The 24407-nt window shown below is 40.4% G+C and carries 25 protein-coding genes; 2 read left to right on the top strand and 23 right to left on the bottom strand.

Annotated elements, in window-relative coordinates:
- Positions 1-166 precede the first annotated feature (166 nt).
- Positions 167-1618: an alpha-amylase gene (locus GOM46_RS02475; RefSeq protein ID WP_235083901.1), complete on the top strand. Its 1452-nt coding sequence runs from the start codon at positions 167-169 to the stop codon at positions 1616-1618.
- 46 nt (positions 1619-1664) lie between these two features.
- Here GOM46_RS02475 and GOM46_RS02470 read toward each other — a convergent pair whose 3' ends face one another.
- The 12 genes from GOM46_RS02470 to cdaA form a co-directional block, all read right to left on the bottom strand.
- On the bottom strand, positions 1665-2339 hold the full coding sequence (locus GOM46_RS02470) for a DnaD domain-containing protein (protein ID WP_235083900.1): 675 nt from the start codon (positions 2337-2339) through the stop codon (positions 1665-1667).
- An 8-nt stretch (positions 2340-2347) separates the two neighbouring features.
- Complete coding sequence (gene metA, locus GOM46_RS02465) at positions 2348-3292, bottom strand: homoserine O-acetyltransferase MetA (RefSeq protein WP_235083899.1); 945 nt, start codon at positions 3290-3292, stop codon at positions 2348-2350.
- 193 nt (positions 3293-3485) lie between these two features.
- The gene (locus GOM46_RS02460; RefSeq protein ID WP_006145170.1) at positions 3486-3998 is read right to left on the bottom strand and encodes an adenine phosphoribosyltransferase; all 513 of its coding nucleotides are present in this window, start codon (positions 3996-3998) and stop codon (positions 3486-3488) included.
- Positions 3999-4137: 139 nt separating this feature from the next.
- Positions 4138-4731 (bottom strand): hypothetical protein, encoded by a 594-nt coding sequence (locus GOM46_RS02455; protein WP_235083898.1) that lies wholly within the window; start codon positions 4729-4731, stop codon positions 4138-4140.
- Positions 4731-6599 (bottom strand): ABC-F family ATP-binding cassette domain-containing protein, encoded by a 1869-nt coding sequence (locus GOM46_RS02450; protein ID WP_006150163.1) that lies wholly within the window; start codon positions 6597-6599, stop codon positions 4731-4733. The genes GOM46_RS02455 and GOM46_RS02450 overlap by 1 nt, the downstream gene beginning before the upstream one ends.
- Positions 6596-7795, bottom strand: coding sequence for a CCA tRNA nucleotidyltransferase (locus GOM46_RS02445; protein WP_235083897.1), 1200 nt, complete (start codon positions 7793-7795; stop codon positions 6596-6598). Before GOM46_RS02445 ends, GOM46_RS02450 begins: the two co-directional genes overlap by 4 nt.
- Positions 7792-8559 carry a 4-hydroxy-tetrahydrodipicolinate reductase gene (gene dapB, locus GOM46_RS02440; RefSeq protein WP_235083896.1) on the bottom strand — a complete coding sequence of 256 codons (768 nt, stop codon included), beginning with the start codon at positions 8557-8559 and terminating at the stop codon, positions 7792-7794. The genes GOM46_RS02445 and dapB overlap by 4 nt, the downstream gene beginning before the upstream one ends.
- Positions 8560-8820: 261 nt before the next feature.
- The gene (locus GOM46_RS02435; RefSeq protein WP_235083895.1) at positions 8821-9669 is read right to left on the bottom strand and encodes a DegV family protein; all 849 of its coding nucleotides are present in this window, start codon (positions 9667-9669) and stop codon (positions 8821-8823) included.
- A 3-nt stretch (positions 9670-9672) separates the two neighbouring features.
- Positions 9673-10047: a DUF1149 family protein gene (locus GOM46_RS02430; protein WP_235083894.1), complete on the bottom strand. Its 375-nt coding sequence runs from the start codon at positions 10045-10047 to the stop codon at positions 9673-9675.
- Between the two features lie 66 nt (positions 10048-10113).
- The gene (gene glmM, locus GOM46_RS02425) at positions 10114-11463 is read right to left on the bottom strand and encodes a phosphoglucosamine mutase (protein ID WP_235083893.1); all 1350 of its coding nucleotides are present in this window, start codon (positions 11461-11463) and stop codon (positions 10114-10116) included.
- Positions 11464-11495: 32 nt separating this feature from the next.
- Positions 11496-12272, bottom strand: coding sequence for a YbbR-like domain-containing protein (locus GOM46_RS02420; protein WP_235083892.1), 777 nt, complete (start codon positions 12270-12272; stop codon positions 11496-11498).
- Positions 12259-13116, bottom strand: coding sequence for a diadenylate cyclase CdaA (gene cdaA, locus GOM46_RS02415; RefSeq protein WP_235083891.1), 858 nt, complete (start codon positions 13114-13116; stop codon positions 12259-12261). Before cdaA ends, GOM46_RS02420 begins: the two co-directional genes overlap by 14 nt.
- A gap of 134 nt (positions 13117-13250) precedes the next feature.
- Here cdaA and GOM46_RS02410 point away from each other — a divergent pair, with 134 nt between their 5' ends.
- Complete coding sequence (locus GOM46_RS02410) at positions 13251-14219, top strand: NAD(P)/FAD-dependent oxidoreductase (RefSeq protein ID WP_235083890.1); 969 nt, start codon at positions 13251-13253, stop codon at positions 14217-14219.
- Between the two features lie 31 nt (positions 14220-14250).
- Here the strand turns inward: GOM46_RS02410 and whiA are convergent, their stop codons facing one another.
- The 11 genes from whiA to GOM46_RS02355 all read right to left on the bottom strand — a co-directional run bounded on the left by whiA (position 14251) and on the right by GOM46_RS02355 (position 24322).
- Positions 14251-15162, bottom strand: coding sequence for a DNA-binding protein WhiA (gene whiA / locus GOM46_RS02405; protein ID WP_235083889.1), 912 nt, complete (start codon positions 15160-15162; stop codon positions 14251-14253).
- On the bottom strand, positions 15159-16136 hold the full coding sequence (locus GOM46_RS02400; protein WP_235083888.1) for a YvcK family protein: 978 nt from the start codon (positions 16134-16136) through the stop codon (positions 15159-15161). Before GOM46_RS02400 ends, whiA begins: the two co-directional genes overlap by 4 nt.
- The gene (rapZ, locus tag GOM46_RS02395) at positions 16133-17023 is read right to left on the bottom strand and encodes an RNase adapter RapZ (protein WP_235083887.1); all 891 of its coding nucleotides are present in this window, start codon (positions 17021-17023) and stop codon (positions 16133-16135) included. Before rapZ ends, GOM46_RS02400 begins: the two co-directional genes overlap by 4 nt.
- A gap of 51 nt (positions 17024-17074) precedes the next feature.
- Entirely contained in the window at positions 17075-17455 is a 381-nt protein-coding gene (locus GOM46_RS02390) for a RidA family protein (RefSeq protein WP_001140424.1), read from the bottom strand.
- Between the two features lie 9 nt (positions 17456-17464).
- Entirely contained in the window at positions 17465-18052 is a 588-nt protein-coding gene (yihA, locus tag GOM46_RS02385) for a ribosome biogenesis GTP-binding protein YihA/YsxC (RefSeq protein WP_006150399.1), read from the bottom strand.
- 8 nt (positions 18053-18060) lie between these two features.
- Positions 18061-19293 (bottom strand): ATP-dependent Clp protease ATP-binding subunit ClpX, encoded by a 1233-nt coding sequence (gene clpX / locus GOM46_RS02380; protein ID WP_006145154.1) that lies wholly within the window; start codon positions 19291-19293, stop codon positions 18061-18063.
- A gap of 31 nt (positions 19294-19324) precedes the next feature.
- On the bottom strand, positions 19325-19495 hold the full coding sequence (locus GOM46_RS02375) for a hypothetical protein (protein ID WP_000442253.1): 171 nt from the start codon (positions 19493-19495) through the stop codon (positions 19325-19327).
- Complete coding sequence (locus GOM46_RS02370; protein WP_235083886.1) at positions 19495-20001, bottom strand: dihydrofolate reductase; 507 nt, start codon at positions 19999-20001, stop codon at positions 19495-19497. Before GOM46_RS02370 ends, GOM46_RS02375 begins: the two co-directional genes overlap by 1 nt.
- A 127-nt stretch (positions 20002-20128) precedes the next feature.
- Positions 20129-20647, bottom strand: a complete 519-nt coding sequence (locus tag GOM46_RS02365; protein WP_235083885.1) for a Dps family protein — start codon at positions 20645-20647, stop codon at positions 20129-20131.
- A gap of 146 nt (positions 20648-20793) precedes the next feature.
- Positions 20794-22575 (bottom strand): ABC transporter ATP-binding protein, encoded by a 1782-nt coding sequence (locus tag GOM46_RS02360; RefSeq protein WP_235083884.1) that lies wholly within the window; start codon positions 22573-22575, stop codon positions 20794-20796.
- Between the two features lie 10 nt (positions 22576-22585).
- Positions 22586-24322: an ABC transporter ATP-binding protein gene (locus tag GOM46_RS02355; RefSeq protein ID WP_235083883.1), complete on the bottom strand. Its 1737-nt coding sequence runs from the start codon at positions 24320-24322 to the stop codon at positions 22586-22588.
- Positions 24323-24407: the final 85 nt, after the last annotated feature.

The following is a 24407-nucleotide window of genomic DNA, read 5'->3' as shown; positions in this document are numbered from 1 at the left end:
TTTCATCAATCGCTTTCAACAGACAGTCTCCCCCTTCATATTTTCCAATGTCTAAGATAAAAAATGGACATAAAATAAGACCCGTATATTTTGCAGCGCAAACGTTTGCGTATTGTACAGCTTTGTGGTAAAATGATTGTCAAATTGTTAAGTATGAGGACTTTCTATGAAAAATCAAACCCTAATGCAATATTTTGAGTGGTATCTCCCCCATGACGGAAAACACTGGGAACGACTAACTAACGATGCTGAACACCTAGCTAACTTAGGAATTAGTCATATCTGGATGCCACCTGCTTTTAAGGCTACAAACGAAAAAGATGTTGGTTATGGAGTCTATGATCTATTCGACCTTGGTGAATTTGACCAAAAAGGAACTGTTCGTACCAAGTATGGCTTCAAAGAAGATTATCTCCAAGCCATTCAAACACTGAAATCTCACGGAATCCAACCGATGGCTGATGTCGTCTTAAACCACAAGGCAGCTGCAGATCATTTAGAATCCTTTCAAGTTATCGAAGTGGATCCAGAAGACCGCACAATCGAACTTGGAGAACCTTTCACCATCAATGGCTGGACCGGTTTTACTTTTGATGGTAGACAAAACACCTACAACGATTTTCACTGGCACTGGTACCACTTCACAGGAACTGACTACGATGCTAAACGTCGTAAGTCTGGCATCTATCTCATTCAGGGAGAGAATAAAGGTTGGGCTCATGAAGAATTAGTCGACAATGAGAACGGAAATTACGACTATCTCATGTACGCAGACCTGGATTTCAAACACCCCGAAGTCATCCAGAATATCTATGACTGGGCAAATTGGTTTATCGAAACGACTGGTGTATCAGGCTTTCGCTTAGATGCAGTTAAGCACATTGACTCTTTCTTTATGCGCAATTTCATACGCGATATCAAGGAAAAATATGGTCAAGACTTCTATGTTTTCGGAGAATTCTGGAATCCTGATAAGGAAGCTAATCTGGATTATCTTGAAAAAATTGAAGAACGCTTTGATCTTGTTGATGTTCGCCTTCATATGAATCTCTTTGAGGCAAGCCAGGCAGGAGCTGACTATGATTTAACAACTATTTTTAATGATAGTCTGGCTCAAATCAATCCGGATCGAGCTGTGACCTTTGTCGAAAACCATGATACACAACGCGGTCAAGCCCTCGAATCTACTGTTGAAGAATGGTTTAAGCCAGCAGCCTATGCTCTTATTCTTTTGCGTGAACAGGGTCTTCCCTGTGTCTTTTACGGAGACTACTACGGTATTTCTGGTCAATTTGCCCAGCAAGACTTTAAAGATGTCCTTAACCGTTTGCTAACTATCCGAAAAGAGTTAGCTTACGGTGAGCAAACGGACTACTTTGATGACCCTAATTGTATCGGTTGGGTCCGTTCTGGCACTGACAACCAATCACCTATCGCCGTTCTTATCTCAAACGCTCAAGAAAATTACAAAACCATGTATGTCGGTCAAGAGTGGGCAAATCGAACATTTGTTGATTTGCTTGGCAACCATCCAGAACAAGTAACTATTACTGCCGAAGGATACGGCGACTTCCCAGTTGCTGAGCGTTCAGTCAGTGTTTGGGGGATTACTTATTAAGAGCACAAAAAAACTTGCCTATGGCAAGTTTTTTTATTGCTAAATATTAGTCTTTCCAAAGGTCCATGGCATTTTTAAAATCAGATGAAACTTGAACATTTTGAGGGTTTGTTGCCTCTCTCTCCTGACGTTTCACTTCTACCTGGGCTACACTCTTAATACCCTCATGTCGCCAGTTTCGTAGGATTGCTTGGATATATTTCCAGTTTGGTTTTCCATTCAAAACAGCTTCACGTAGAGCTTCTTTTATCAAATCCGCACTCGTCCCATCTTCTTTCAAACTCTTTTCCAAATCTTCGATTTCAAAGGGACTCAAGAGACGACCTAGCTCCTGTTGGAAAGTTTCCACCAAGCTCTTCAAGTCATTCTGAGCTGGTTTCACTTGATTTGGAGCTTGTTCTTCAAATAGTTGGTCTAGGCGCTCCAAGGCAAGGGTTGCGTCAAAAATAACTTCAATCTCTCCATTTAGCTCAATTGTACGATATTGGAGTAATCCTTTATCGGTCAATCGTGAAATGGCTTGATTGACTTCAGTGACCTCTTTGCCAATTTTTTCAGCGATTTGACTTGGCGACAACTCACCCAAAGCCGTTGTATTTTGTAGGTAAAAGAATTGCCAAATCAAGAAATCATCGCTTGACGAGAAGAGTTGATTGTAATTCAAAAGCAGATCACTCGGTAACACCAAGTTCCCTGATTTAAAAGCATCTAAATATGTCATAATTCCTCTTATAAATATCCAAAATGAGACACATCTTCTTCCGCACTTTTCCACTCAAAAGGCGTTTCTTGGTAAACTGCATAATTTACCCAGTTACTGAAAAAGAGGGCTGCAGATGAACTCCAGAGCATGCATGGAAGTTCGTGAATGTCATCATTTTTGAAATAATTTTCTGGTATATGTGGATCTAAACCAGCATCTAGATCTCTAAAATATTCTTTCGCGAGCGTATCACGATCATACTCCAAATGCCCAAAGCTATAGACTTCTCTCAAATCTCGACTTGCAAGGATAGAGATTCCCACCTCTTCACCTGATGCTAAAATCTCTAAATTAGTTTTATTCAAGATATCCTCTTTGAGAATTTCTGTATGACGAGAATGAGGCGATACATATAGATCATCAAATCCTCTCAGCAAAAGATGACCTTCTTTTAAAACATCCTGAGGATAAATTCCAGAAAGCTTTTGGGCCATCTGGTGTTTATCTACACCATATCGATAGTAAAGACCTGCCTGAGCACCCCAACAAATATGGAGGGTCGAGTAGACATGAGTTTTAGACCAATCAATCACTTGGGTAAATTCCTCCCAGTAGTCCACTTCTTCGAAGGGAAGATGTTCAACCGGAGCTCCTGTAATGATCAACCCGTCAAAATACTCGTCTTTGATTTCTGAGAAGGTCTTATAAAATGTCTCCATATGCTCTGAGCGAGTTGTTTTTGATTGGTGACTTTCCATATATAAAAAGTCAATATCCAACTGAAGCGGAGTATTAGCTAAATGTCGCAAAAGCTGAGCCTCTGTCACCATCTTTTGTGGCATTAAGTTTAAAATCAAAATTTTCAGTGGTCGAATATCCTGATGAGCCGCTCGCTGGTCATCCATGACGAAAATATTTTCCGTTCGTAAAATCTCAACTGCTGGTAATTTTTTATCAATCCGAATCGGCATGGAAATCTCCTTACTCTATCAATACTAGGCTCAAGTTAACATGCAGTCGTCAAATGAAAATCAGCTGACGATAGTCCTTCCTTTTATTATACTGTAAGAAGATATAGTTTTCAATTATAGTTTTTCTCTAACTAGGTATAGCCTTTTTTTATATCACTATGAAGAGAAAACAGCCCTAAGGACTGTTTTTTCTTTAATAATGCATGAGCACTTTGTAATCGTAATCTCCGATAGCTTCACGGCCTTTAAGTTCATCAAGCTCAATCAAGAAGGCACAACCAGCTACGATACCACCAAGTTTTTCAATCATTTCGATGGTTGCTTTCACAGTACCACCTGTTGCCAAGAGGTCATCTACGATCAGAACACGTTGACCTGGTTTGATAGCATCTGCGTGCATAGTCAAAGTATCAACACCATATTCTTTTTCGTAGTCAGCTGAAATCACTTCGCGTGGCAATTTTCCTGGTTTACGTACAGGAGCAAAACCAATTCCCAACTCAAAAGCGACTGGACATCCAACGATAAATCCACGCGCTTCTGGTCCTACGATCATATCAATCTTTTTGTCAGTAGCATATTGAACAATTTCACGAACAGCATAGCTGTAGGCATTTCCGTTAGCCATCAAAGGGCTGATATCACGGAACGTAATGCCTTCTTGTGGGTAATTTTCAATACTTGCAATGTAATCTTTTAAGTTCATAGCATTTCTTTCTTTTTAAGTTTTTACTCCCTATTATACCATATTTCCTAGAAAAGCAAAATAGAAAGAAGTCTTGAAAATTGGTCCAAGACTTCCCTTTGCTCTTCAATAGCAACCGGTTAATCAGGCAATGAAATCCTTACTTCTTTTTACTTTTAGAAGTTTGATTCCGTTGACGATTCTGTTCAATGCGCCACTCTCGTTCATAGTAGGACATGGTTTCAAATACCCTTCGCGGCAAACCCACATCCAGCAAGTGGATTGGAATTTTTAAAACGTTAGAATCTTTCGAACTTGTAAATCTACTTCGTAGACGTCGCCATAGAGAGTTATTGTTCAAAAGATTTGTATCATAAAAATGAACCTCAATAGTATAAAAATCCCTTGAATTTCTACTGCCCTTAATTCTCATAAGAGCAAATTTTTCTATATCTCCCCAAGAATAAAACTGCCAGTCTTTTTTCGGATGTGGCTTATAGGAAAAACCTTGAGCCGTACATTTTAAATACTCTTTATCTGATAGAAGAATCTGTATCCGTTCATACAAGAGCCATCCAACAATGATGATTAAGAATAAGACAAAGAGTCTTAATACCACCAATCCCACAGGTACCTCCTTGGGATAGGTCATCATAAAAGATAGGATCCAAAGAAGGAAAGCTAACTCAACTAAGCAGAGAACAATAGTCCAAATGATTTTCTTACTACTCCATTTGATGATTTTCTCTTCCATTAAACCAACTCACTTAAATATTCATAGCGTTCATATTTTTCAAGTAAGGCTTCATTCTTTTCATCCAGCTCCTTTTGAAGGGTGGCTAGTTTCCCAAAGTCAGAACCATTTGCCTGCATCTCTTCTTCAATCTCTACAATGCGGTTTTCCAAGGCTTCGATGTCACCTTCAATACATGCCCACTCCTGCTTTTCTTGGTAGGTCATCCGTTTCTTTTCTTCACGAACTTTGACGACTTTTTCCTTGTCAGCTTTTTGGTTTTGAGTTACCGTTTCTGCTTCAAAAGCTTTTTCATCTAGGTAGTCTGTGTAATGTCCAAAGAAAGGACGGATGGTTCCATCTTCAAAAGCGAGAATTTTAGTTGCTACCTTATCAAGGAAATAGCGGTCGTGACTAACTGTCAAGACTGGTCCTGCAAAACCTTGTAAGAAATTTTCTAAAACCGTTAAGGTTGCAATATCTAAATCATTTGTTGGCTCGTCTAAGAGGAGGACATTAGGCTTTTCAAGGAGTAGTTTGAGGAGATAAAGACGTTTCTTCTCTCCACCAGATAACTTCTCAATCAAGGTACCATGCGTTGATCGTGGGAAAAGGAACTGCTCTAGCAACTCAGCGATAGATGTCGTAGAACCACCACTGGTCTTGACTTCTTCTGCCACTTCCTGCAGGTAGTTAATAACCCGCTTGCTTTCATCCAAACCTTCGATTTGTTGAGAGAAATAAGCGATGCGAACCGTTTCTCCGATAATAACTTGACCTTCAGTTGGCTCGAGACTTCCTGCAATGAGATTGAGAAGAGTTGACTTCCCAACACCATTATCCCCAACGATTCCGATACGGTCTTTGGCTTGGACCAAAAGGTTAAAATCTTGCAAAATCTGTTTGTCATCATAGGCAAAGGAAACATCCTTAAACTCGATGACCTTTTTACCGATACGGCTAGTTTCAAAATTCATGCTTAAGTCTGTCTCAACACTAGTATCTGAAACTTCCTTCTTCAAGTCATGGAAACGATTGATACGCGCCTGTTGCTTGGTTGCACGAGCTTGTGGTTGTCTTCTCATCCAGGCTAATTCCTGTTTATAGAGTTGTTCTTTTTTGTGAAGAAGAGCTGCATCGCGCTCATCCTGTTCAGCTTTGAGGCGAACATAGTCCTGGTAATTCCCCTGATATTCTGTCAAACCAGCTCGGTCCAACTCAAAGATTCGCGTAGAAAGAGCATCTAGGAAATAGCGATCATGGGTGATAAATAATACTGTTTTCTTGGAATTCTTCAAGAAGAGGGTTAACCACTCAATGGTCCCAATATCCAAGTGGTTGGTAGGCTCATCAAGAAGCAAGAGATCATGGTTTCCAAGAAGTACTTGCGCCAACTGAACCCGTCTACGGAGACCACCAGACAGAGCTCCAACAGGAGTTGATAAATCTTGAATACCTAGTTTACTGAGAACCGTCTTGACCTGACTTTCGATTTCCCACGCTTGGAGGGAATCCATCTCAGCCATGACCCGTTCCAAACGGGCCTGTTTGTCCTCATTGTAGTTAAGCATGAGCAATTCATACTCACGAATTAACTGGATTTCTTTCAAATCACTTGATAGGACAGTATCCAAGACAGTCTTGCTGTCATCAAAATCCGGATCCTGGGTTAAGTAGCCAATCTTGTAATCATTCTTTGCTGAAAAAGGGCTAACATCACCATCAAAACCTGAAACGCCAGAAAGAACATCTAAAAGGGTAGTTTTCCCGGTTCCATTGACACCAATAAGACCGATTCTGTCCAAATCATGAATGATAAAGGAAATATCCTTAAAAACTGTCTTGTCCCCAACTGATTTGCTTAGTTTTTCAACGATAAAGTCACTCATTTTCTCTCCCTTAGGTAGTCATGGATGGCTTGACGGTCATTTTCCAATTCTCCATCAACAATAGCATACTCAATTTCTTCTAAAACATCCCCTAATTCAGGACCTGGCTGATAGCCGTATTCTTTGATGAGAATGCCACCATTGATTTGCATTTCTTTCTTATCATGAATGGTCAAACTCTCATAGGTTTCTGTGATAGCTTGCGGATTGACTTCTTTACCTTGAGCTCTGCGTAGATTTTCAGCCTGTAGAATCAAGTCCAAATCAAATCGGTAACAATCACGTTTACTTAATTCGCCCTCTTCACGCAATTCCAAAATGGTTAGCAAATCCTGTACTTTCTTAGCAAACTGACGCGAAGTTTTCCAATGTTTTAAAAACTTTTGCGCATCTTCCACTTTTAAAGCACATAAAAGTGCAGCCCAGGCTTGCTCAGAAGATTCAAAAGTGAAATGATCTTCTAAATCAAATAATGACTGGAGTTTATCCTGACTACCAGCCATATCTGGAAGATAATCATAAGCTTTACTTGCAATCATGGAAGACAGACCCACTCGCCAATGAGGGGCTAGTAGAAGTTTGTCAAATTCAACAAAAGTACGCTCCACAGAGATTTTCTCTAAGAGTGGCGTTAAGGTCTTCATCGCTTCAAACGTTTCTTGCTCGAGTTCAAAACCAAGACTAGCTTGGAAACGAAATCCACGCATGATGCGTAAAGCATCTTCGTTGAAACGTTCGCTCGCTACACCAACTGCTCGCAGGACTTGATTTTCTAAATCTTGTAAGCCATTAAATAAATCGACAATTTCCCCTGTCTCATCTAAGGCAAAGGCATTAACTGTAAAATCACGACGCTTAAGGTCCTCTTCTAGCGAACGCACAAACGAAACTGAACTCGGTCTACGATAGTCTACATAGACATCTTCTGTTCTGAATGTGGTTACTTCGTACTCTTCATATCCGTCTAAAACCAAGACAGTTCCGTGCTCAATCCCGATATCAGCTGTACGAGGGAAAATCTGCTTGGTTTCTTCTGGATAGGATGATGTCGCGATATCCACATCATGGATAGGACGATTGAGCAGAGCATCCCTAACAGATCCACCAACAAAATAAGCCTCAAAACCTGCTTCTTTAATTTTTTCTAATACTGGTAAAGCCTTCTGAAATTCAGAAGGCATTTGTGTTAATCTCATAATAAGTGTTCTAATCCATAGACAAGCTCATGACGCTTGACAACTTCCTTGATTCCCAAATTCACCCCTGTCATGAAGGAGCTACGATCATAGGAGTCGTGACGCAGGGTCAATCCTTCTCCTTGATTTCCAAAAATGACTTCCTGATGGGCTACCAAACCAGGTAAACGGATCGAATGAATTCGCATACCATCAAAATTAGCTCCACGTGCACCTGCAATGAGTTCTTCCTCATCGCTAGCACCTTGTTGAATAGACTCACGAACTTGAGCCATCAACTCAGCTGTTTTGATAGCTGTCCCGCTCGGCGCATCTTTTTTCTTATCATGGTGAAGTTCAATAATCTCCACATTTGGGAAGTATTTAGCTGCCAGTGCTGCAAATTGCATGAGTAAGACAGCACCCAAAGCAAAGTTAGGAGCAATCAAGCCACCCAAGTCTTTGGAACGAGACAATTCTTTTAATTCTTCGATTTCTTGACTGGTGAAACCTGTCGTTCCTACTACTGGAGCAAAGCCATTTTCAAGAGCAAAACGTGTATTCTCATAAGCGACAGCTGGTGTGGTAAAGTCTACCCAAACGTCTGCCTCAAAACCTGCCAAGTCATTCTTATCATTGAAAACAGGAATTCCTTGCCACTCAGATGCAGACTCAAAAGGATCCAAAACGGCTACTAGTTCAAGTTCAGGATCAGACAAAACCATCTGACAAGCAGCTTGGCCCATTCTTCCCTTAAAACCTGCGATAATTACTCGAATACTCATCTTTACTCCTATCTAAGATACAAAGCTTGTAAGAACACAAAGTGAAAATAGGAGTTCTGATCAAGGAGTTTCTTCTCCTTGGAAGAACTATCTTTTTCACACAGGGTTCCAGGCGTGTTCAATTCTAAGATACAAAGGACGTTAGCTGCCCATGAAAAATAGGGAATGGCGCCGACTTTCCATAAAAGGCAAGACTGGCATCTTTTTTCAAGAGGCAGATAGTCCGTGCTCAATTTAAGATACCAAGACTGTAAGAACAATCTAGACGATTGGTGTATATGCCAAAGCGATGCTTCCTTCTCCCAGGTGGGTTCCAATGACACTACCAAAGGTTGCAATCTCAACATCTGTAGCTACTCCACTATCTAGCAAAAGCTGACGTAAATCGGCTGCTTTTTGAGAGGCATTCCCATGAATCACCATGATCTGGTAGTTTCCGTTACTTGTCACATCTTTGACAATTTCAACCAGACGTTTAGTTGCTTTCTTCTCTGTACGAACCTTCTCATAAACTTCGATAACACCTTGGTCATTAAAATATAGAATTGGTTTAATGCTAAGAAGATTTCCTAAAATGGCTGCGCCGTTTGATAAACGACCACCTTTAACCAAATGATCAAGATCATCTACCATGATAAAGGCAGAAGTATTTTCAATCTGTTCTGTTAACTTATCTAGTATAGACTGGAAGTCATCACCTTGCTCAGACCACTGAAACACACTTTCCACCATGAAACCTAGTGGTGCACTTGTAATTCGAGTATCAGGAAAAGCAATAGTTAGACCTTCAAACTCATCCGTCATATATTGGATATTCTGGTGAAATCCTGAGATTCCAGAAGAAAGGAAAAGACCCAAAACATGAGTATAGCCCTTTTCTTTTAATGATGATAAAATTTCATCCAACTTTGCAATACTTGGTTGACTTGTTTTAGGTAGTTCAGATGAACGAGCCATTTTTTCATAAAATTCTTGAGCGGTTAGATTTACACCTTCAACATACTCCTGTCCGTCGATATTCACAGGAATGTCAAGCACAAATAAATCTTCTTTCTGCAAGGTTTCCGCTTGTAGAAAAGCAGATGAGTCTGTTATGACCGCTAATTTCATTCTTTAAAACTCCAAATTAATTCCTGGTAAATCTAGTGCAATTTCCGTCACTTCATAAGTCAAACGGTTTAGCATATCCAAACAAGGACGAGCAAGTGTCTCAACTTCTTCTTGACTAAAGTCACTTGGTTGATCAACGATACGACCTTCAACGTGGTTGACTTGAGAAATAGTACCACTGATAACAAATTTATCAAAGACAATCATAAAGCTCAAAACAACTACGAGAGAAGTCACTTGGTTTTCTTGATCATGTTGAAGTAGTTGAAAGTTGACATCAACCTTTGTTTCAGGAATTCCGTTTTCATTTTCCCATTCAAAATTACGTGCATCAAAGTGATACTGACTAACAAATTCTTGTTCACGTTTTAAATTCATCATATTCTCCATGGTTACAATTTACTTTGACATTGTAACATATTTTCTTATTTTCTGCTAACTTTCCTAAATTCCAATTTCTGCTTTCACAACTTCGGCAATAGTATCCACATAGTAGTCTACTTCTTCAGTTGTTGGAGCTTCGGCCATGACACGCAAGAGTGGCTCAGTTCCACTTGGGCGTACGAGGATACGTCCGTTACCTGCCATCTCTTCTTCCATCTTATCGATAATAGCCTTGATAGCTGGTACTTCCATGGCTTTTTCTTTCATGGCATTTTCAACACGGATATTGACCAATTTTTGTGGGTAAATCGTTACTTCTGAAGCCAACTGAGATAAGCTCTTACCTGTTTCTTGCATGATTTTGGTCAATTGAACCGCTGAAAGCTGACCATCACCTGTGGTATTGTAATCCATCAAGATAACGTGACCTGACTGCTCTCCACCGAGATTGTAGCCTGATTTTCTCATTTCTTCAACGACATAACGATCTCCAACTGCAGTGACGGCTTTATTGATACCTTCACGATCCAAGGCTTTATGGAAACCAAGGTTAGACATCACAGTTGTTACGATTGTATTTTGTGCTAATTGGCCTTTTTCAGAGAGATATTTACCGATGATGTACATAATCTTGTCACCATCGACAATTTCTCCATTTTCATCAACCGCAATCAGACGGTCACTGTCGCCATCAAAGGCCAAGCCAATGGCAGATTGGCTTTCTTTTACAAGTTCTTGCAAGGCTTCTGGATGAGTTGAACCAACATTCAAGTTAATGTTCAAACCATCTGGAGTTTCTCCAATGACAGTGATTTGAGCACCTAAGTCTGCAAAGATTTGGCGAGCACTAGTAGAAGCTGCTCCATTTGCAGTATCCAAGGCAACCTTCATCCCTTCAAGAGCTGTTCCAGTTGAAACCAGGTAGGCTTCATACTTGCGTAATCCTTCTGGGTAATCAACAACCGTACCTAATCCTTCTGCACTTGGACGTGGAAGAGTATCTTCACTCGCATCAAGCAAGGCCTCGATTTCTGCTTCTTTTTCATCATCTAGCTTAAAGCCATCTCCACCAAAGAATTTAATCCCGTTATCAAGGGCTGGGTTGTGGCTAGCTGAAATCATGACACCTGCGCTCGCTCCTTCAGTTTTCACCAAGTAAGCAACAGCAGGTGTTGCAAGAACTCCAAGCTTATAAACATGAATTCCAACTGAAAGGAGACCCGCAATGAGAGCAGACTCTAACATTTCCCCTGAAATACGTGTATCACGTCCAACAAAAACCTTAGGTGCTTCTGTCGCATGTTGACTGAGGACATATCCCCCAAAGCGACCCAATTTAAAGGCCAATTCTGGCGTTAATTCTACGTTTGCTTCTCCACGGACTCCGTCCGTTCCAAAATATTTACCCATTTTAAGATTCCTTTTCTAGTATAATGTTTATTTTAAGATTCTGACTTCGTCTCTGCTGCTGTCGTTGAAGAGTTTTCGGTAGACGAAGCATTACTTGTAGTCGTACTACTTGTTGTTCTCACAGTTTTCGTTGAGACTTTTATAGTAGTCTCAAAAGGTGTAATCACTGTTGGTAAGACTGAGCCGTTTTTATCAACTGCTTGTAGTGGAACTGAACCAGAGTAATTTCCTGTAATCTGTTCACTCGTTGGTAAAATTGCAACAATCCGATCAATCTTAGATAGTGTATCCGCATCACTCGTTACTGAAACTTTTTCATCAGAAACAGTAACTCGCTCTATTATAATGCGCTCATCAATTTGACTAGAATCGATTTGAGGTACAACAGGCACATTATCCCTGGTGACCTTCTTACCAATCTTGACTGTGATCTTTTGTGGTGTTGCTACAGCTGTCAAACCACTTGGAAGATTTTCAATGGTCAAGGGAACTTCGATTGTTCCTTCTGTTGCTTGCGACAAATCAGCAGTAACTTTGAATTTACGAGTGCTTTCCTGCATCTCACTAGCCAAGGCCACCCGATTTGAACCAGTCAGAAATACCGTTACTTCTGAACTAAAGCCACTAATGAAATACTGCTCACTATCATACTGAATATCAATCGGTACATTGACTACTGTATTGGTATATGTTTCAGTTTTAGTTTGTCTCGCATTAGTATTGTTTTGATAATTGATTGATGTTGCATAGATAAATAAGACACATGCAAAGAGGAGTGAGGTGATGATATAAAGACTATTTCTTTTCATTATTCCACCCTCCTAATAAACGTTCTTTTAAGCTTGGTTCTTGTGAATCCTTAGGAATTAGAATACGACGTAGTTCTTCCTCGAATTCTTCCAAACTTAGATCATGTTTGAAGACTCCATTGTAGGTGATGGATATACCCCCAGTTTCTTCTGATACTACAAAAGTAAGGGCATCTGAAACTTCTGATAAACCAATGGCTGCACGGTGACGAGTTCCGAACTCTTTGGAAATACCTGTGTTTTCTGTCAATGGTAAATAGGCAGAAGTTACTGCAATCCGATCTCCACTGATAATGACTGCACCGTCATGGAGAGGAGTATTAGGGATAAAGATGTTAATCAATAACTCAGCAGAAATCTTAGCATCCAAAGGAATTCCTGTAACGATATACTCCTGCAAGGTTCTCACACGTTGAATAGCTACCAAAGCTCCAATCTTCCGTGGGCTCATGTACTCAACCGATTTTACAAAAGCCTGGACCATCTGCTCTTCTGAACTCATAGGAGTATTTGAAAAGAAGTCCGTAGCTCGACCTAATCGTTCCAAACCTGTCCGAATTTCTGGAGAAAAGATGACCACCGCTGCAATAACTCCATAGGTAATCAATTGGTTAATCAACCAGGAAATGGTCGTCAAGCCCAAAAAATTAGCCACAATCTGAGCTAAGATAAAAACTAAAACGCCTCGAACCAGAATCATAATCTTGGTTCCTGCAATTGATTTTGTAAATTGATATAAGATATAAGCAACGATTAGAATATCAATCAAATTTATCACAATACTCCAAGGACTGGAAAATAAACTAGACCAGTATTGGAGATTAGATAATTGCTGAAAATTCATCCTGGGACTCCTCTCCATTAAAAAAGCTTCTCTTCATTATACCATTTTCTATGAAAATTTTCTCCCCCTACTTGATTTTAAATTGGTAGAAAATATGATAGAATAAAAAGACAGAAATGAATTAAGGAGAAGCTATGTCTGAACTATATGATATCACCATTATAGGTGGTGGGCCTGTTGGTCTTTTCGCAGCCTTTTACGCTCACCTTCGTCAAGCAAAAGTACAAATCATTGATTCTCTCCCGCAACTAGGTGGTCAACCTGCTATCCTATATCCTGAAAAACAAATTCTCGATGTTCCAGGTTTCCCAAACCTTACAGGGGAAGAATTGACTAACCGTCTCTTGGAACAACTCGAAGGATTCGAGACACCTGTTCACCTCAACGAAACCGTTCTTGAGATTGAAAAAGAAGATGGTATCTTTACTATCACAACCACTAAAGGAAGTCACACTAGCAAAGCTGTTATTATCGCTATGGGTGGTGGCGCCTTTAAACCTCGCCCACTTGAACTAGAAGGTGTTGAAGGTTATGAAAATATCCACTATCACGTTTCTAACATTCAACAATATGCTGGTCAGAAAGTAACTATTCTGGGTGGTGGAGATTCTGCTGTGGACTGGGCCTTAGCTTTTGAAAAGATTGCCCCTACTACACTTGTTCACCGTAGAGATAACTTCCGTGCCCTTGAACATAGTGTACAAGCCCTAAAAGAATCATCTGTAAGTATCAAAACACCATTTGTGCCAAGTCAACTCCTTGGAGATGGAAAAACTTTAGATAAGCTTGAAATTACAAAAGTTAAATCCGATGAGACTGAAACCATTGAACTCGACCACCTCTTTGTCAACTATGGTTTCAAATCTTCTGTCGGTAATCTTAAAAATTGGGGATTAGAACTGAATCGTCATAAGATTATCGTCAATAGCAAGCAAGAATCAAGTCAAGAAGGAATTTACGCCATCGGTGACTGTTGCTACTACGAAGGTAAGATTGACTTGATTGCGACAGGTCTTGGTGAAGCACCAACTGCTGTCAATAATGCCATTAACTACATTGACCCAGAGCAAAAAGTACAACCAAAACACTCTACTAGTCTATAAGAAAAATCCACGAATCCTTTGATTCGTGGTTTTAAAGTTCATCTGCAATTTTATTTATCTTTCGCAATCTATGATTGACACCGCTTTTGGTAAGTGGATTTGTCAAACTGTCAGCCAATTGTTGAATAGTATAGTCTGGATGCTGGATACGCAGATGCGCTACTTCCTGCAAATCGACTGGTAGACTATCTAGACCAACAGTATCCATGATTTTACTGATATTGTTAATGGTTTTCATGCTTGCAGAAACCGTACGTGCAATATTAGCTGTCTCTGCATTATTAGCACGATTGAGATCATTTCGAGTTTCTCGGAGAATCTTGACCCCTTCAAAAGTATCACGCGCCTGCATGGCTCCCACTAAAATCAGGAAATCCATTATATCTTCGGCTCTTTGGAGATAGGTTACTGCTCCCTTTTTTCGCTCGATAACCTTAGCATCTAACAAGAACTGCTGCAAAAGCGAAGCAATCCCTTGCGCATGGTCCACATAGACGGAACTAATTTCTAACTGATACTTTCCTGACTCAGGATCCCGAATACTTCCATTTGCCAAAAAGGCTCCACAAAGGTAAGCACGTCCAGCTTCCTCATCTCCTAAAATATCTGGATCAATCCCAGTCTCTAGACCAAAGAAAGAATCAGCCAAACGCAAATCTGCCAGTAATTCTTGGACTCGCTCATCAGTAAATACAGTATAAACACGATTTTTCCGAAGATTACTTCTCTGATGATGACGAATCTCCGACTTAATACCATAGAAGTGCAGGAAAGATTCATAGAGGTGACGAGCTAACTTAGCGTTTTCTGTAATGACGGATAATGTCAAACCAGAGCTAGATAAACCTACACTACCAGACATCTTGATAATTGCTGATAACTCATAGCGACTCAGATGGTGCTGACCTAGGATTTCTTCTTTTACTGCTACTGTGAAACTCATTTTCTCACCTGTATAATTCGCATCAACTCGTCCACTATTAGATCTCCATCATGGAAGGCTCCACCATTTTCCAAACGTAGGAAGTTTGATGAAATGACACGAGGTACTTGTTTGCGCAAACCTTCAAAATCATGCTCAACCTGCACCAAATATTCATCAAAACGGTTGGTATCCATATAATCTCTCGGAACCTTTTCAATATTAACAAGAACGGTATCGATAAATGGACGGCCCAAATGACGATGTAAGACTTCTACGTGATCACTATCTGAGAAATGTTCTGTCTCTCCACGCTGGGTCATGATGTTGCAGACATAGGCAATTTCTGCCTTGGTCTCAAGAAGTGCCTGTCCAATCTCCTCAATGACGATATTAGGCAAAATCGAAGTAAAGAGTGAACCTGGTCCCAAGACAATCATATCACTCTCAAGAATAGTATTGACAACTCGACGGCTAGCCTGCGGTTTTTCATCATTTAGAGTGTTGGTAACATAGACATGGTCAATCATACCTGGATGATCTGCAATGTGACTTTCCCCAGCAACTTCTGATCCATCTTTAAAGACAGCATGGAGCGTCAAAGGATGGTCACTGGAGGGATAAATCTTTCCTGTAGTATGGAAGAATTTACTCAGCAATTGCATGGCATTATAAGTCGAACCCTGCATTTCAGATAATCCAGCTATGATAATGTTTCCTAATGGGTGACCAGCAAAAGCACCTGCATCCTCTGAAAAACGGTATTGAAAGACCTTTTCATAGAATTTTGGCATATCTGACATGGCCACAAGGACATTACGTAAATCCCCTGGAGGTGTCAACTGTTGAATATTTTTACGCAATTCGCCTGAAGAACCACCATCATCCGCAACGGTTACAATGGCTGCAATTTCGACGTCTTTTTCCCGTAGACTATTTAAAATAACAGGGATTCCGGTTCCTCCACCGATCACCGTAATTTTGGGTTTTCTCATGAACGGTTTACCGTTTCCTTTCTTCGGTCTTTATCACGATGGCTTTCGTTTACAGGCCAATGTTTCGCCAAATCATTGGCTAAACGCTTTGCAAAGGCAACGCTTCGGTGTTGCCCACCTGTACAACCCACTGCAATGGTTAAAACTGATTTGCCTTCTTTTTTATAGCCTGGTAGGATTGGTTCAACCAAGGCTAACAAATGACGGTAGAAATCTTCAGATTCCTCATGGTTCATGACATAGTCATAAACTGCCTGGTCTTCACCTGTCTGATTACGAAGTTCTGGCAGATAGTAAGGGTTTGGTAAAAAGCGAACATCAAATACCAAATCAGCATCAATTGGAATTCCGTATTTAAATCCAAAAGACATGACCTCGATACGGAAGGACTGAGTTTGTTCTTGGTCCGAAAATTGCTCTGCAATAGTCTTACGAAGTTCACGAGGAGTTAACTCTGTTGTGTCAACCACGTTTTGACTCATATTTTTTAATGGGGCCAAGAGTTCGCGTTCCAACTTGATCCCGTCCAAGATACGACCATCTGCTGCAAGAGGGTGACTTCTTCTAGTTTCCTTATAGCGTGCCACCAATTCCTTATCTGCCGCATCCAAAAAGAGAATCTTGAAGTCCAAATCATCTTGGTTTTCCAATTCATCTAAGACAGCTTGAATCTCTGAGAAGAAAGAGCGGCTTCGCATATCCACCACTAGGGCTAACTTGTGGTCGTCATCCTTGGTCTCGACCAACTGCAAAAACTTTGGCAAGAGAGCAGGCGGCATATTATCAATGGTAAAATATCCTAAATCTTCAAAGGACTGAATGGCAACAGTTTTTCCTGCACCACTCATCCCTGTCACAATCACCAGGTGAAGTTGTTTCTTTGTCATCATAGTCTCCTTATATCAAAAGAAGTTTGGAAGAACCAAACTTCTACTAGCTTATCCAATCTCTGCGATGACTTCAATTTCGACTTTTACATCGCGAGGAAGACGAGCTACTTCCACAGCTGAACGAGCTGGAAATTCCTTGTTAAAGGCTGTTTGGTATACCTCGTTAAAAGGTACAAAGTCGTTCATATCACTCAAGAAACAAGTTGTTTTTACAACATGGTCAAAATCTGTTCCTGCTTCTGCTAAAATAGCTCCAATATTTTTCAAGACTTGTTCTGTCTGTTCTTGGATTGTTTCTCCTACGATTTCTCCAGTTTCAGGAGATAGAGGTACTTGACCGCTAGCGAACAAAAGGTTGCCAACGATTTTTCCTTGAACGTAAGGTCCGATTGCTTTTGGAGCTTTATCTGTATGAATTGTTTTTGCCATATGTATTCCTCATAATTTTTCTAAAATAGCATCCCAAGCTTGATCCATTCCTGCTTTTGTTACGGATGAAAAGAGGATAAAATCATCACTTGGATCAAAGTTTAATTTCTTTTTAATAGCTGATTCGTGCTTGTTCCATTTCCCACGCGGAATCTTGTCTGCCTTGGTCGCCACAATGATGACAGGAATTTCGTAATATTTAAGGAATTCGTACATCTGCACATCATCTGCCGTCGGATCATGACGAAGGTCAACGAGACTAACAACCGCTCGAAGATTTTCTCGAGTAGTCAAGTACTCCTCAATCATACGACCCCATTTTTCACGTTCCTTTTTGGAAACACGGGCATAACCATAACCAGGCACATCCACAAAACGCATCTTGTCATCAATATTAAAGAAATTGAGTAGTTGTGTTTTTCCTGGTTTTCCAGAGGTACGAGCTAGATTCTTACGATTAAGCATGGTGTTGATAAAGCTTGACTTCCCAACATTTGAGCGACCTGCAAGAGCAATCTCAGGAAGTTCATCCTCTGGATAGTGGGACTTGTTGGCTGCACTCAGCAAAATCTCAGCATTGTGTGTATTGATTTCCATAGTCACCTCTAGGCTGTCTCTAGAATTGGCTTAGCCGTTCCGTCAACCGCTTCTTTTGTGATACGAACTGTTTTCACATTTTCTTGACTTGGAACTTCAAACATTACGTCTAGCATAGTTTCTTCGATGATTGAGCGAAGACCACGCGCACCAGTCTTACGTTCGATTGCTTTGTTAGCAATTTCTTGGAGAGCTTCGTCGTCAAATTCAAGCTCCACATCATCATAAGAAAGCAAGGTCTGGTATTGTTTAACCAAAGCATTTCTTGGTTCCTTCAAGATACGAACCAAATCATCTACAGTCAACTGCTCCAAGGCTGCAAAGACAGGCAAGCGTCCAATCAACTCAGGAATAATACCGAATTTTTGAATATCTTCTGCGATGATTTCTTGCATGTAAGAACTATTTTCATCAATGGCCTTGTTGTTTTGTCCGAAACCAATCACTTTTTCACCTAGACGCTGTTTGACAATCTCTTCGATGCCATCGAAGGCACCACCCACGATAAAGAGGATATTTTTAGTGTCCACTTGAATCATTTCTTGTTGTGGATGTTTGCGTCCACCTTGAGGTGGTACGCTGGCTACAGTTCCTTCGATAATCTTGAGAAGGGCTTGTTGCACCCCTTCACCAGATACATCACGTGTGATAGAAACATTCTCGCTCTTCTTGGCAATCTTGTCGATTTCGTCTACGTAGATAATTCCACGTTCTGCACGTTCGATGTTAAAGTCAGCAGCTTGCAAGAGTTTGAGGAGAATATTTTCCACGTCCTCACCAACATAACCAGCCTCAGTAAGAGCTGTTGCATCTGCAATGGCAAAAGGTACATTTAAACTTCTAGCAAGTGTTTGAGCAAGGAAAGTCTTCCCTGAACCAGTTGGACCAATCATCAAAATATTTGATTTTTGCAAATCTACATCTTCTGACTCTTCACGAGTGTCATGGAAATTGATGCGTTTGTAGTGGTTATATACAGCTACTGCCAAGGCACGTTTGGCACGATCTTGACCAATCACATAGTGGTTCAAGATGTTTAAGAGTTCGATTGGTTTTGGTACTTCAGACAAGTCTGCTAGGACTTCCTCTGCCAACTCCTCACGAATGATTTCCTGGGCTAACTCCACACACTCATTACAGATAAAAGCGTTGTTCCCAGCGATTATTTTTTTAACTTCTTCTTGGCTTTTGCCACAAAATGAGCAATAAACCATCATATCATTTTTCCTATTTGTAGGCATGATTCCCTTCCGTTCTAATTATTCATTCTCTCTAAAATAAGGTCATATAAAAAGCATGAATGCTATTCACCAAGTTTGTAAAGGCATTAAGCCAAAGTAGAGTAGCAAGTCCAAAGCGCTTTTTACGAAAAGCGTGTGTTCCAGCTACAAAACAGACAGCACACAAAAGAGCTGTAAAAAATCCAAAAATACTACGCTCCATTAGACTTCCTTTCTCTTTCTATATTCGATGGTAAAATCATAGGCATTTTTCTCATCTCTAGTATAAGATTTGCTTGCAACAGTCTCAAAAACAGTCAAGTCAAAATCTTCCGGGAAAAAAGTATCCCCTTCAACTTGAGCATGGATTTGTGTCACAATAATTTCATCGAGATAAGGTTCAAAAAGCTGAAAAATCTGCTTACCCCCAATGATATAGAGATTTTTATCCTGGTTATGGTACCAGTCTAAAACATCCTCAACATTTTGGAAAACCAGAGCACCCTCAATTGACTCTTCAACATTACGCGTCAAAATCAGAGTCTCACGTCCTGGAAGCAAACGTCGTCCCATTCCATCAAAGGTGACACGTCCCATCAAGATGGCATGATTCAAGGTTGTTTCTTTAAAATGTTTTAACTCTGCTGGCAAATGCCATGGTAAGCGATCCTCTTTTCCGATTACACCCTTTTCATCTTGGGCCCAGATGGCTACGATTTTCATTGTCATGCTTTCATCCTTTTTATTGATAGTTCTATTTTATCAAAAATCTTGAAAAAAGACTGTTTTGGAATGCCCTCCGAAATAGAAAAAATCCGTAGAAACTTTCTACGGATTTTTGACAAAATAGAGTATCTTACAAACCAGGTGCTTGTCCTAATTCTGCTGCAAGCATCCAGACAGTTTTTTCAAGGTCTGCCTTAGCACCAACGAAGATATCATTGGTTACATCATCACCTTCCTCATCAGTTACATCCAATGCTTTTTGGAAGAGTGTGATGAGGTAACGATAAATAGATAGAACACGCTCTAAACTTTCTTCTACGTTACGGAATTCTCCAACTTCTTCTTCGATTTCACTGTGTTGAAGGAATTCTGTCAAAGTAGAGTAAGGTTTGCCACCAAGAGTGATCAAGCGTTCGCTGATTTCATCAAGGTAACCATCAAGGCTATCCATATATTCATCCATCTTAGGATGCCATACCATAAAACCACGTCCACGCATGTACCAGTGTACTTGATGAAGAGCGATATGGGCTACATACAAGTCTGCTACGGCTTGATTCAAGACTTCTTTCGTTTTTACTAGCGTTTCAGGAGCTGTCTTAGATAATGTTGTTACGTCTTTTAATGCATCTTTTTTCAATTCTACCATTTTTCTCACCTCATTATTATTTTTTGTAACCATATTTATTGATTACTACCTCAGTATACTACTTCTAGTAGATAAAAGCAAGGAAATTAACCCATATTAAAAAAGTTGTAATTGACTGATAATTTAAGAAAATGAGAAGATGTTTTTTAGTTATTTTCGCTGTTTTTATTAGAGAATTGACTTTGATAAAGATCATAATAGAAACCTTTTGCAGCCAAAAGACTTTCATGATTTCCCTGTTCAATTATCTGTCCATCTTTAAGTACCAAAATCTTATCAGCTTCCTGAATTGTCGAAAGACGGTGAGCAATGACAAAGCTTGTTCTTCCCTTCATCAAACGCTTCATAGCTTTTTGAATCAAGAGTTCTAGACGCGTATCGACTGATGAGGTCGCTTCGTCAAGGATTAGAATTTTTGGATCTGCTAAGAGAGCACGCGCGATAGTTAACAACTGCTTCTGACCAAGAGAAATATTACTTGACTCTTGGTTCATCTCCATGTTGTAACCACCAGGAAGAGTACGGATAAAGTGGTCTACATTGGCAGCCTTAGCAGCTTCAACGATTTCCTCATCCGTTGCATCAAGATTTCCAAAGCGAAGATTTTCCTTGATACTGCCTTCATAGAGCCAGGCATCCTGTAAGACCATACCAAACTGACGACGGTAGTCCTGACGAGACAAGTCTCGAATATCTTGACCATCGACTAAAATAGCACCCGCTGTTACATCATAAAAACGCATGAGCAGGTTGATTAAGGTAGTTTTACCGGCTCCAGTTGGCCCTACGATGGCTACCATCTCTCCAGGTTCAACATCTAGGTTGAAATTGCGAATCAATGGTTTATTTTCCACGTATTGGAAATCAACATTCTTGAAGCTAACCTGTCCTGTTAATGGTGGCAGTTCTTTTACTTTAGCAGTTTGAACTTCTTCCTGTTCATCCAAAACTTCAAAGACACGGTCAAGCGAAGATTTAGCACTTTGCATTTGTCCCGCTAATTGAGTAATATTTTGGATCGGTTGACTGACCTGCCACACATACTGAACAAAAGCTTGCATATTACCAATCGTTAAGCGTCCTGCAATAACCTGCAAACCACCTAATACTGCAACAATTAAGTAAGTTAAATCAGACACGATATGAAGGGCAGGCATCATCAAACCTGAAATAAAACTTGCCTTGAATCCAACCTGTTGCAATTCATCCGTAATCTTTTCAAATCTCTCTTGAGATTTCTCTTCACGTCCGAAAAGTTTAAGAACATTGAAACCAGTCAAGCTTTCCTGTACAAAACCATTCATTTGTCCCAGAATAGCTGCTTGCTGTTTAAAGTATGGTTGGGAGCGATTTAGAATGGTTTTAGCCCCAAAGTAAGTCACTGGAATCGACAAGATGACAACAATGGCCAACTGAAGATTTAGATAGAGGACCATTCCCATAACAAAAAGAATGGTAAAGACTGCATTGACGATCTGTAAGAAAGATTGTTGTAGAGCGTTTGAAACAGTTTCAACATCACTGGTAAAACGACCTAACAAATCTCCAAACTGGTGCTTGTCAAAGTAGGACACAGGGATGCGATTGATTTTTACGCTCATTTCATTTCGCAAATCCTGTATCATGGACTGCACCGCATTGGTCATAAAGTAGTTTGAATAATATGACCCCAACTCATAGAGAAGACCACGCAAGAGATAGATAACCAGAATCATTGCGATATAAGGGGTATTAATACCTGCTCCTGCAACACCATTTGCCATGGCAAGTAGGTTGCTGGTTAACTCAGTGATAGCAAGCCCTAATACGAAAGGCTCGATGACACTCATAATAACGCTGACTATTTTTAAGAAGACTGCAAAGAAAACAGAGAATCGGTAGGCTTTTAAATAGCTCCATAGACGAGCTAGACTAGATTGTTGTTTCATCCTTTACCTCCTATTCTTCTGTTAGAGACGCATTTTTCAACTGCGACTCAGCAATTTCTCGATAAATGTCATTGGTTTCCATCAATTCTTCATGACGACCACGACCAACGATTTCACCCTTATCAAGGACAATAATCTGGTCAGCATCCATGATGGTTCCAACACGCTGCGCGACAATCAATACCGTAGCATCTTGAGTCACTTCCTTGAGACGACGGCGCAAGATAGCATCTGTACGGTAGTCCAAGGCTGAGAAAGAATCATCAAAGATATAGATATCTGGCCCCTTGATGACTGCTCGAGCAATCGACAAACGTTGTTTCTGACCACCTGATAGATTGCTTCCCCCTTCAGCTAGATGCGTCGCAAAACCTTCTTCTCGACTTTCGATAAAGTCTTTGGCTTGGGCCACATCAGCTGCCTGGTGCAAGTCCTCATGACTGGCATCCTCTTTCCCGTAACGGAGATTGTCTGCGATAGTCCCTGTAAAGAGCAAGGCTTTTTGTGGAATAAATCCAATCTTTTGACGGAGTGATTTGAGACGGTAATCTCGGACATCAACACCATCGACCTTTATTTTTCCTAGAGTAACATCGTAGAATCGAGGAATCAATTGAACTAGAGTAGACTTACCTGACCCAGTTGAACCGATAAATGCAATGGTTTCTCCCGGTTTAGCAGTAAAGGAAATGTTATGCAAAACAGGGCTTTCCGTTTCACCAGGATAGGCAAAGGTCACATTATCAAATTCTAAGTAACCATGTGTTTCTGTTTCTTGAATTCCATCCTCATTTGGATCAATGGAAATAGGCATGTCCATGATTTCCTTCAGACGCTCACTAGACACAGCCGTACGTGGATACATGGTAAATAGGTTTGACAAGAAAAGGAAGGACAAGAGAGCATGGAAACTATACTCGATGAAGGCAACCAAATCCCCAATCTGCAAATTTCCATGCTTCAGTGGATCAAGGGCAAACCAAACGATAGCCACAATCATGGCAATAATAATTTGCACAAAAAGCGGTTCCGTCAAACCAGTTAATTTAAACAAGCGATTCGAATTATCCGCATAGATTGCATTTTTCTCTTCAAAACGTTTTTCTTGGAAGTCTTCACGAGCAAAGGCACGAATCACTCGCAAACCCATCAAATTTTCACGGACATACTGATTAATCTTGTCCAGTGTTTTTTGTTGTTTTTCAGATAAGGGGCGCGTTTGGACCGCCACATAAATGACAACAACAGCTAGAAAAGGTACGGAAAAAGCTACAATCCAGGCCAGTGAAGGACTCGTCAAGAAAATCATGAGAATACTCGACAGCATCATCATGGGTGTGATAACACCCAACTTAAGCGTTTGTTCTGCAAACTGCATGAGTACAAAGGCATCACTGGTAATACGAGTAACTAGTGAAGATACACCGATTTGTTCATATTCGTGATGAGAATACTCTTGTAATTTAGCATAAACATCATTTCGCATGTCCTTAACCATATTGGTGGTCAATTTACTTGCAGCATAGGCTAGAACAATTCGCCCACATGTTCCCAGGACAATGACAACCAGCATGATGATGGCCCAAAAATAGAGCTTATCCTTGTCTCCTTGGTTGATTCCCTGGTCAATCATGCGGGCCAGAACAGTCGGTAGACCCAGATTGACAATAACAAAGAAAATAGCTCCAAGGAAGTCTAAAACTAGCCATTTGGGATAGCGCTTGAGATAAGACCAAATATAAAGCATAATTCTCCTTTCTTTTCTTCTGAAACGTAGAAAAGAGCGTGCTTTCGCACGCCATTTTACCAAAAAGAAGACAGGCAGTCATAAT

The organism is Streptococcus infantis (genome assembly GCF_021497965.1).
GTDB lineage: Bacteria > Bacillota > Bacilli > Lactobacillales > Streptococcaceae > Streptococcus > Streptococcus infantis_B.
Note: the sequence above shows the minus strand (reverse complement) of the source record. Positions and strands in the feature narration are given on the sequence as shown.

Coding starts and splice junctions, on each gene's coding strand:
- GOM46_RS02475 (WP_235083901.1), top strand. CDS start 167: ATGAAAAATCAAACCCTAATGCAATATTTTGAGTGGTATCTCCCCCAT.
- GOM46_RS02470 (WP_235083900.1), bottom strand. CDS start 2,339: ATGACATATTTAGATGCTTTTAAATCAGGGAACTTGGTGTTACCGAGT.
- metA (WP_235083899.1), bottom strand. CDS start 3,292: ATGCCGATTCGGATTGATAAAAAATTACCAGCAGTTGAGATTTTACGA.
- GOM46_RS02460 (WP_006145170.1), bottom strand. CDS start 3,998: ATGAACTTAAAAGATTACATTGCAAGTATTGAAAATTACCCACAAGAA.
- GOM46_RS02455 (WP_235083898.1), bottom strand. CDS start 4,731: ATGGAAGAGAAAATCATCAAATGGAGTAGTAAGAAAATCATTTGGACT.
- GOM46_RS02450 (WP_006150163.1), bottom strand. CDS start 6,599: ATGAGTGACTTTATCGTTGAAAAACTAAGCAAATCAGTTGGGGACAAG.
- GOM46_RS02445 (WP_235083897.1), bottom strand. CDS start 7,795: ATGAGATTAACACAAATGCCTTCTGAATTTCAGAAGGCTTTACCAGTA.
- dapB (WP_235083896.1), bottom strand. CDS start 8,559: ATGAGTATTCGAGTAATTATCGCAGGTTTTAAGGGAAGAATGGGCCAA.
- GOM46_RS02435 (WP_235083895.1), bottom strand. CDS start 9,669: ATGAAATTAGCGGTCATAACAGACTCATCTGCTTTTCTACAAGCGGAA.
- GOM46_RS02430 (WP_235083894.1), bottom strand. CDS start 10,047: ATGAATTTAAAACGTGAACAAGAATTTGTTAGTCAGTATCACTTTGAT.
- glmM (WP_235083893.1), bottom strand. CDS start 11,463: ATGGGTAAATATTTTGGAACGGACGGAGTCCGTGGAGAAGCAAACGTA.
- GOM46_RS02420 (WP_235083892.1), bottom strand. CDS start 12,272: ATGAAAAGAAATAGTCTTTATATCATCACCTCACTCCTCTTTGCATGT.
- cdaA (WP_235083891.1), bottom strand. CDS start 13,116: ATGAATTTTCAGCAATTATCTAATCTCCAATACTGGTCTAGTTTATTT.
- GOM46_RS02410 (WP_235083890.1), top strand. CDS start 13,251: ATGTCTGAACTATATGATATCACCATTATAGGTGGTGGGCCTGTTGGT.
- whiA (WP_235083889.1), bottom strand. CDS start 15,162: ATGAGTTTCACAGTAGCAGTAAAAGAAGAAATCCTAGGTCAGCACCAT.
- GOM46_RS02400 (WP_235083888.1), bottom strand. CDS start 16,136: ATGAGAAAACCCAAAATTACGGTGATCGGTGGAGGAACCGGAATCCCT.
- rapZ (WP_235083887.1), bottom strand. CDS start 17,023: ATGACAAAGAAACAACTTCACCTGGTGATTGTGACAGGGATGAGTGGT.
- GOM46_RS02390 (WP_001140424.1), bottom strand. CDS start 17,455: ATGGCAAAAACAATTCATACAGATAAAGCTCCAAAAGCAATCGGACCT.
- yihA (WP_006150399.1), bottom strand. CDS start 18,052: ATGGAAATCAATACACACAATGCTGAGATTTTGCTGAGTGCAGCCAAC.
- clpX (WP_006145154.1), bottom strand. CDS start 19,293: ATGCCTACAAATAGGAAAAATGATATGATGGTTTATTGCTCATTTTGT.
- GOM46_RS02375 (WP_000442253.1), bottom strand. CDS start 19,495: ATGGAGCGTAGTATTTTTGGATTTTTTACAGCTCTTTTGTGTGCTGTC.
- GOM46_RS02370 (WP_235083886.1), bottom strand. CDS start 20,001: ATGACAATGAAAATCGTAGCCATCTGGGCCCAAGATGAAAAGGGTGTA.
- GOM46_RS02365 (WP_235083885.1), bottom strand. CDS start 20,647: ATGGTAGAATTGAAAAAAGATGCATTAAAAGACGTAACAACATTATCT.
- GOM46_RS02360 (WP_235083884.1), bottom strand. CDS start 22,575: ATGAAACAACAATCTAGTCTAGCTCGTCTATGGAGCTATTTAAAAGCC.
- GOM46_RS02355 (WP_235083883.1), bottom strand. CDS start 24,322: ATGCTTTATATTTGGTCTTATCTCAAGCGCTATCCCAAATGGCTAGTT.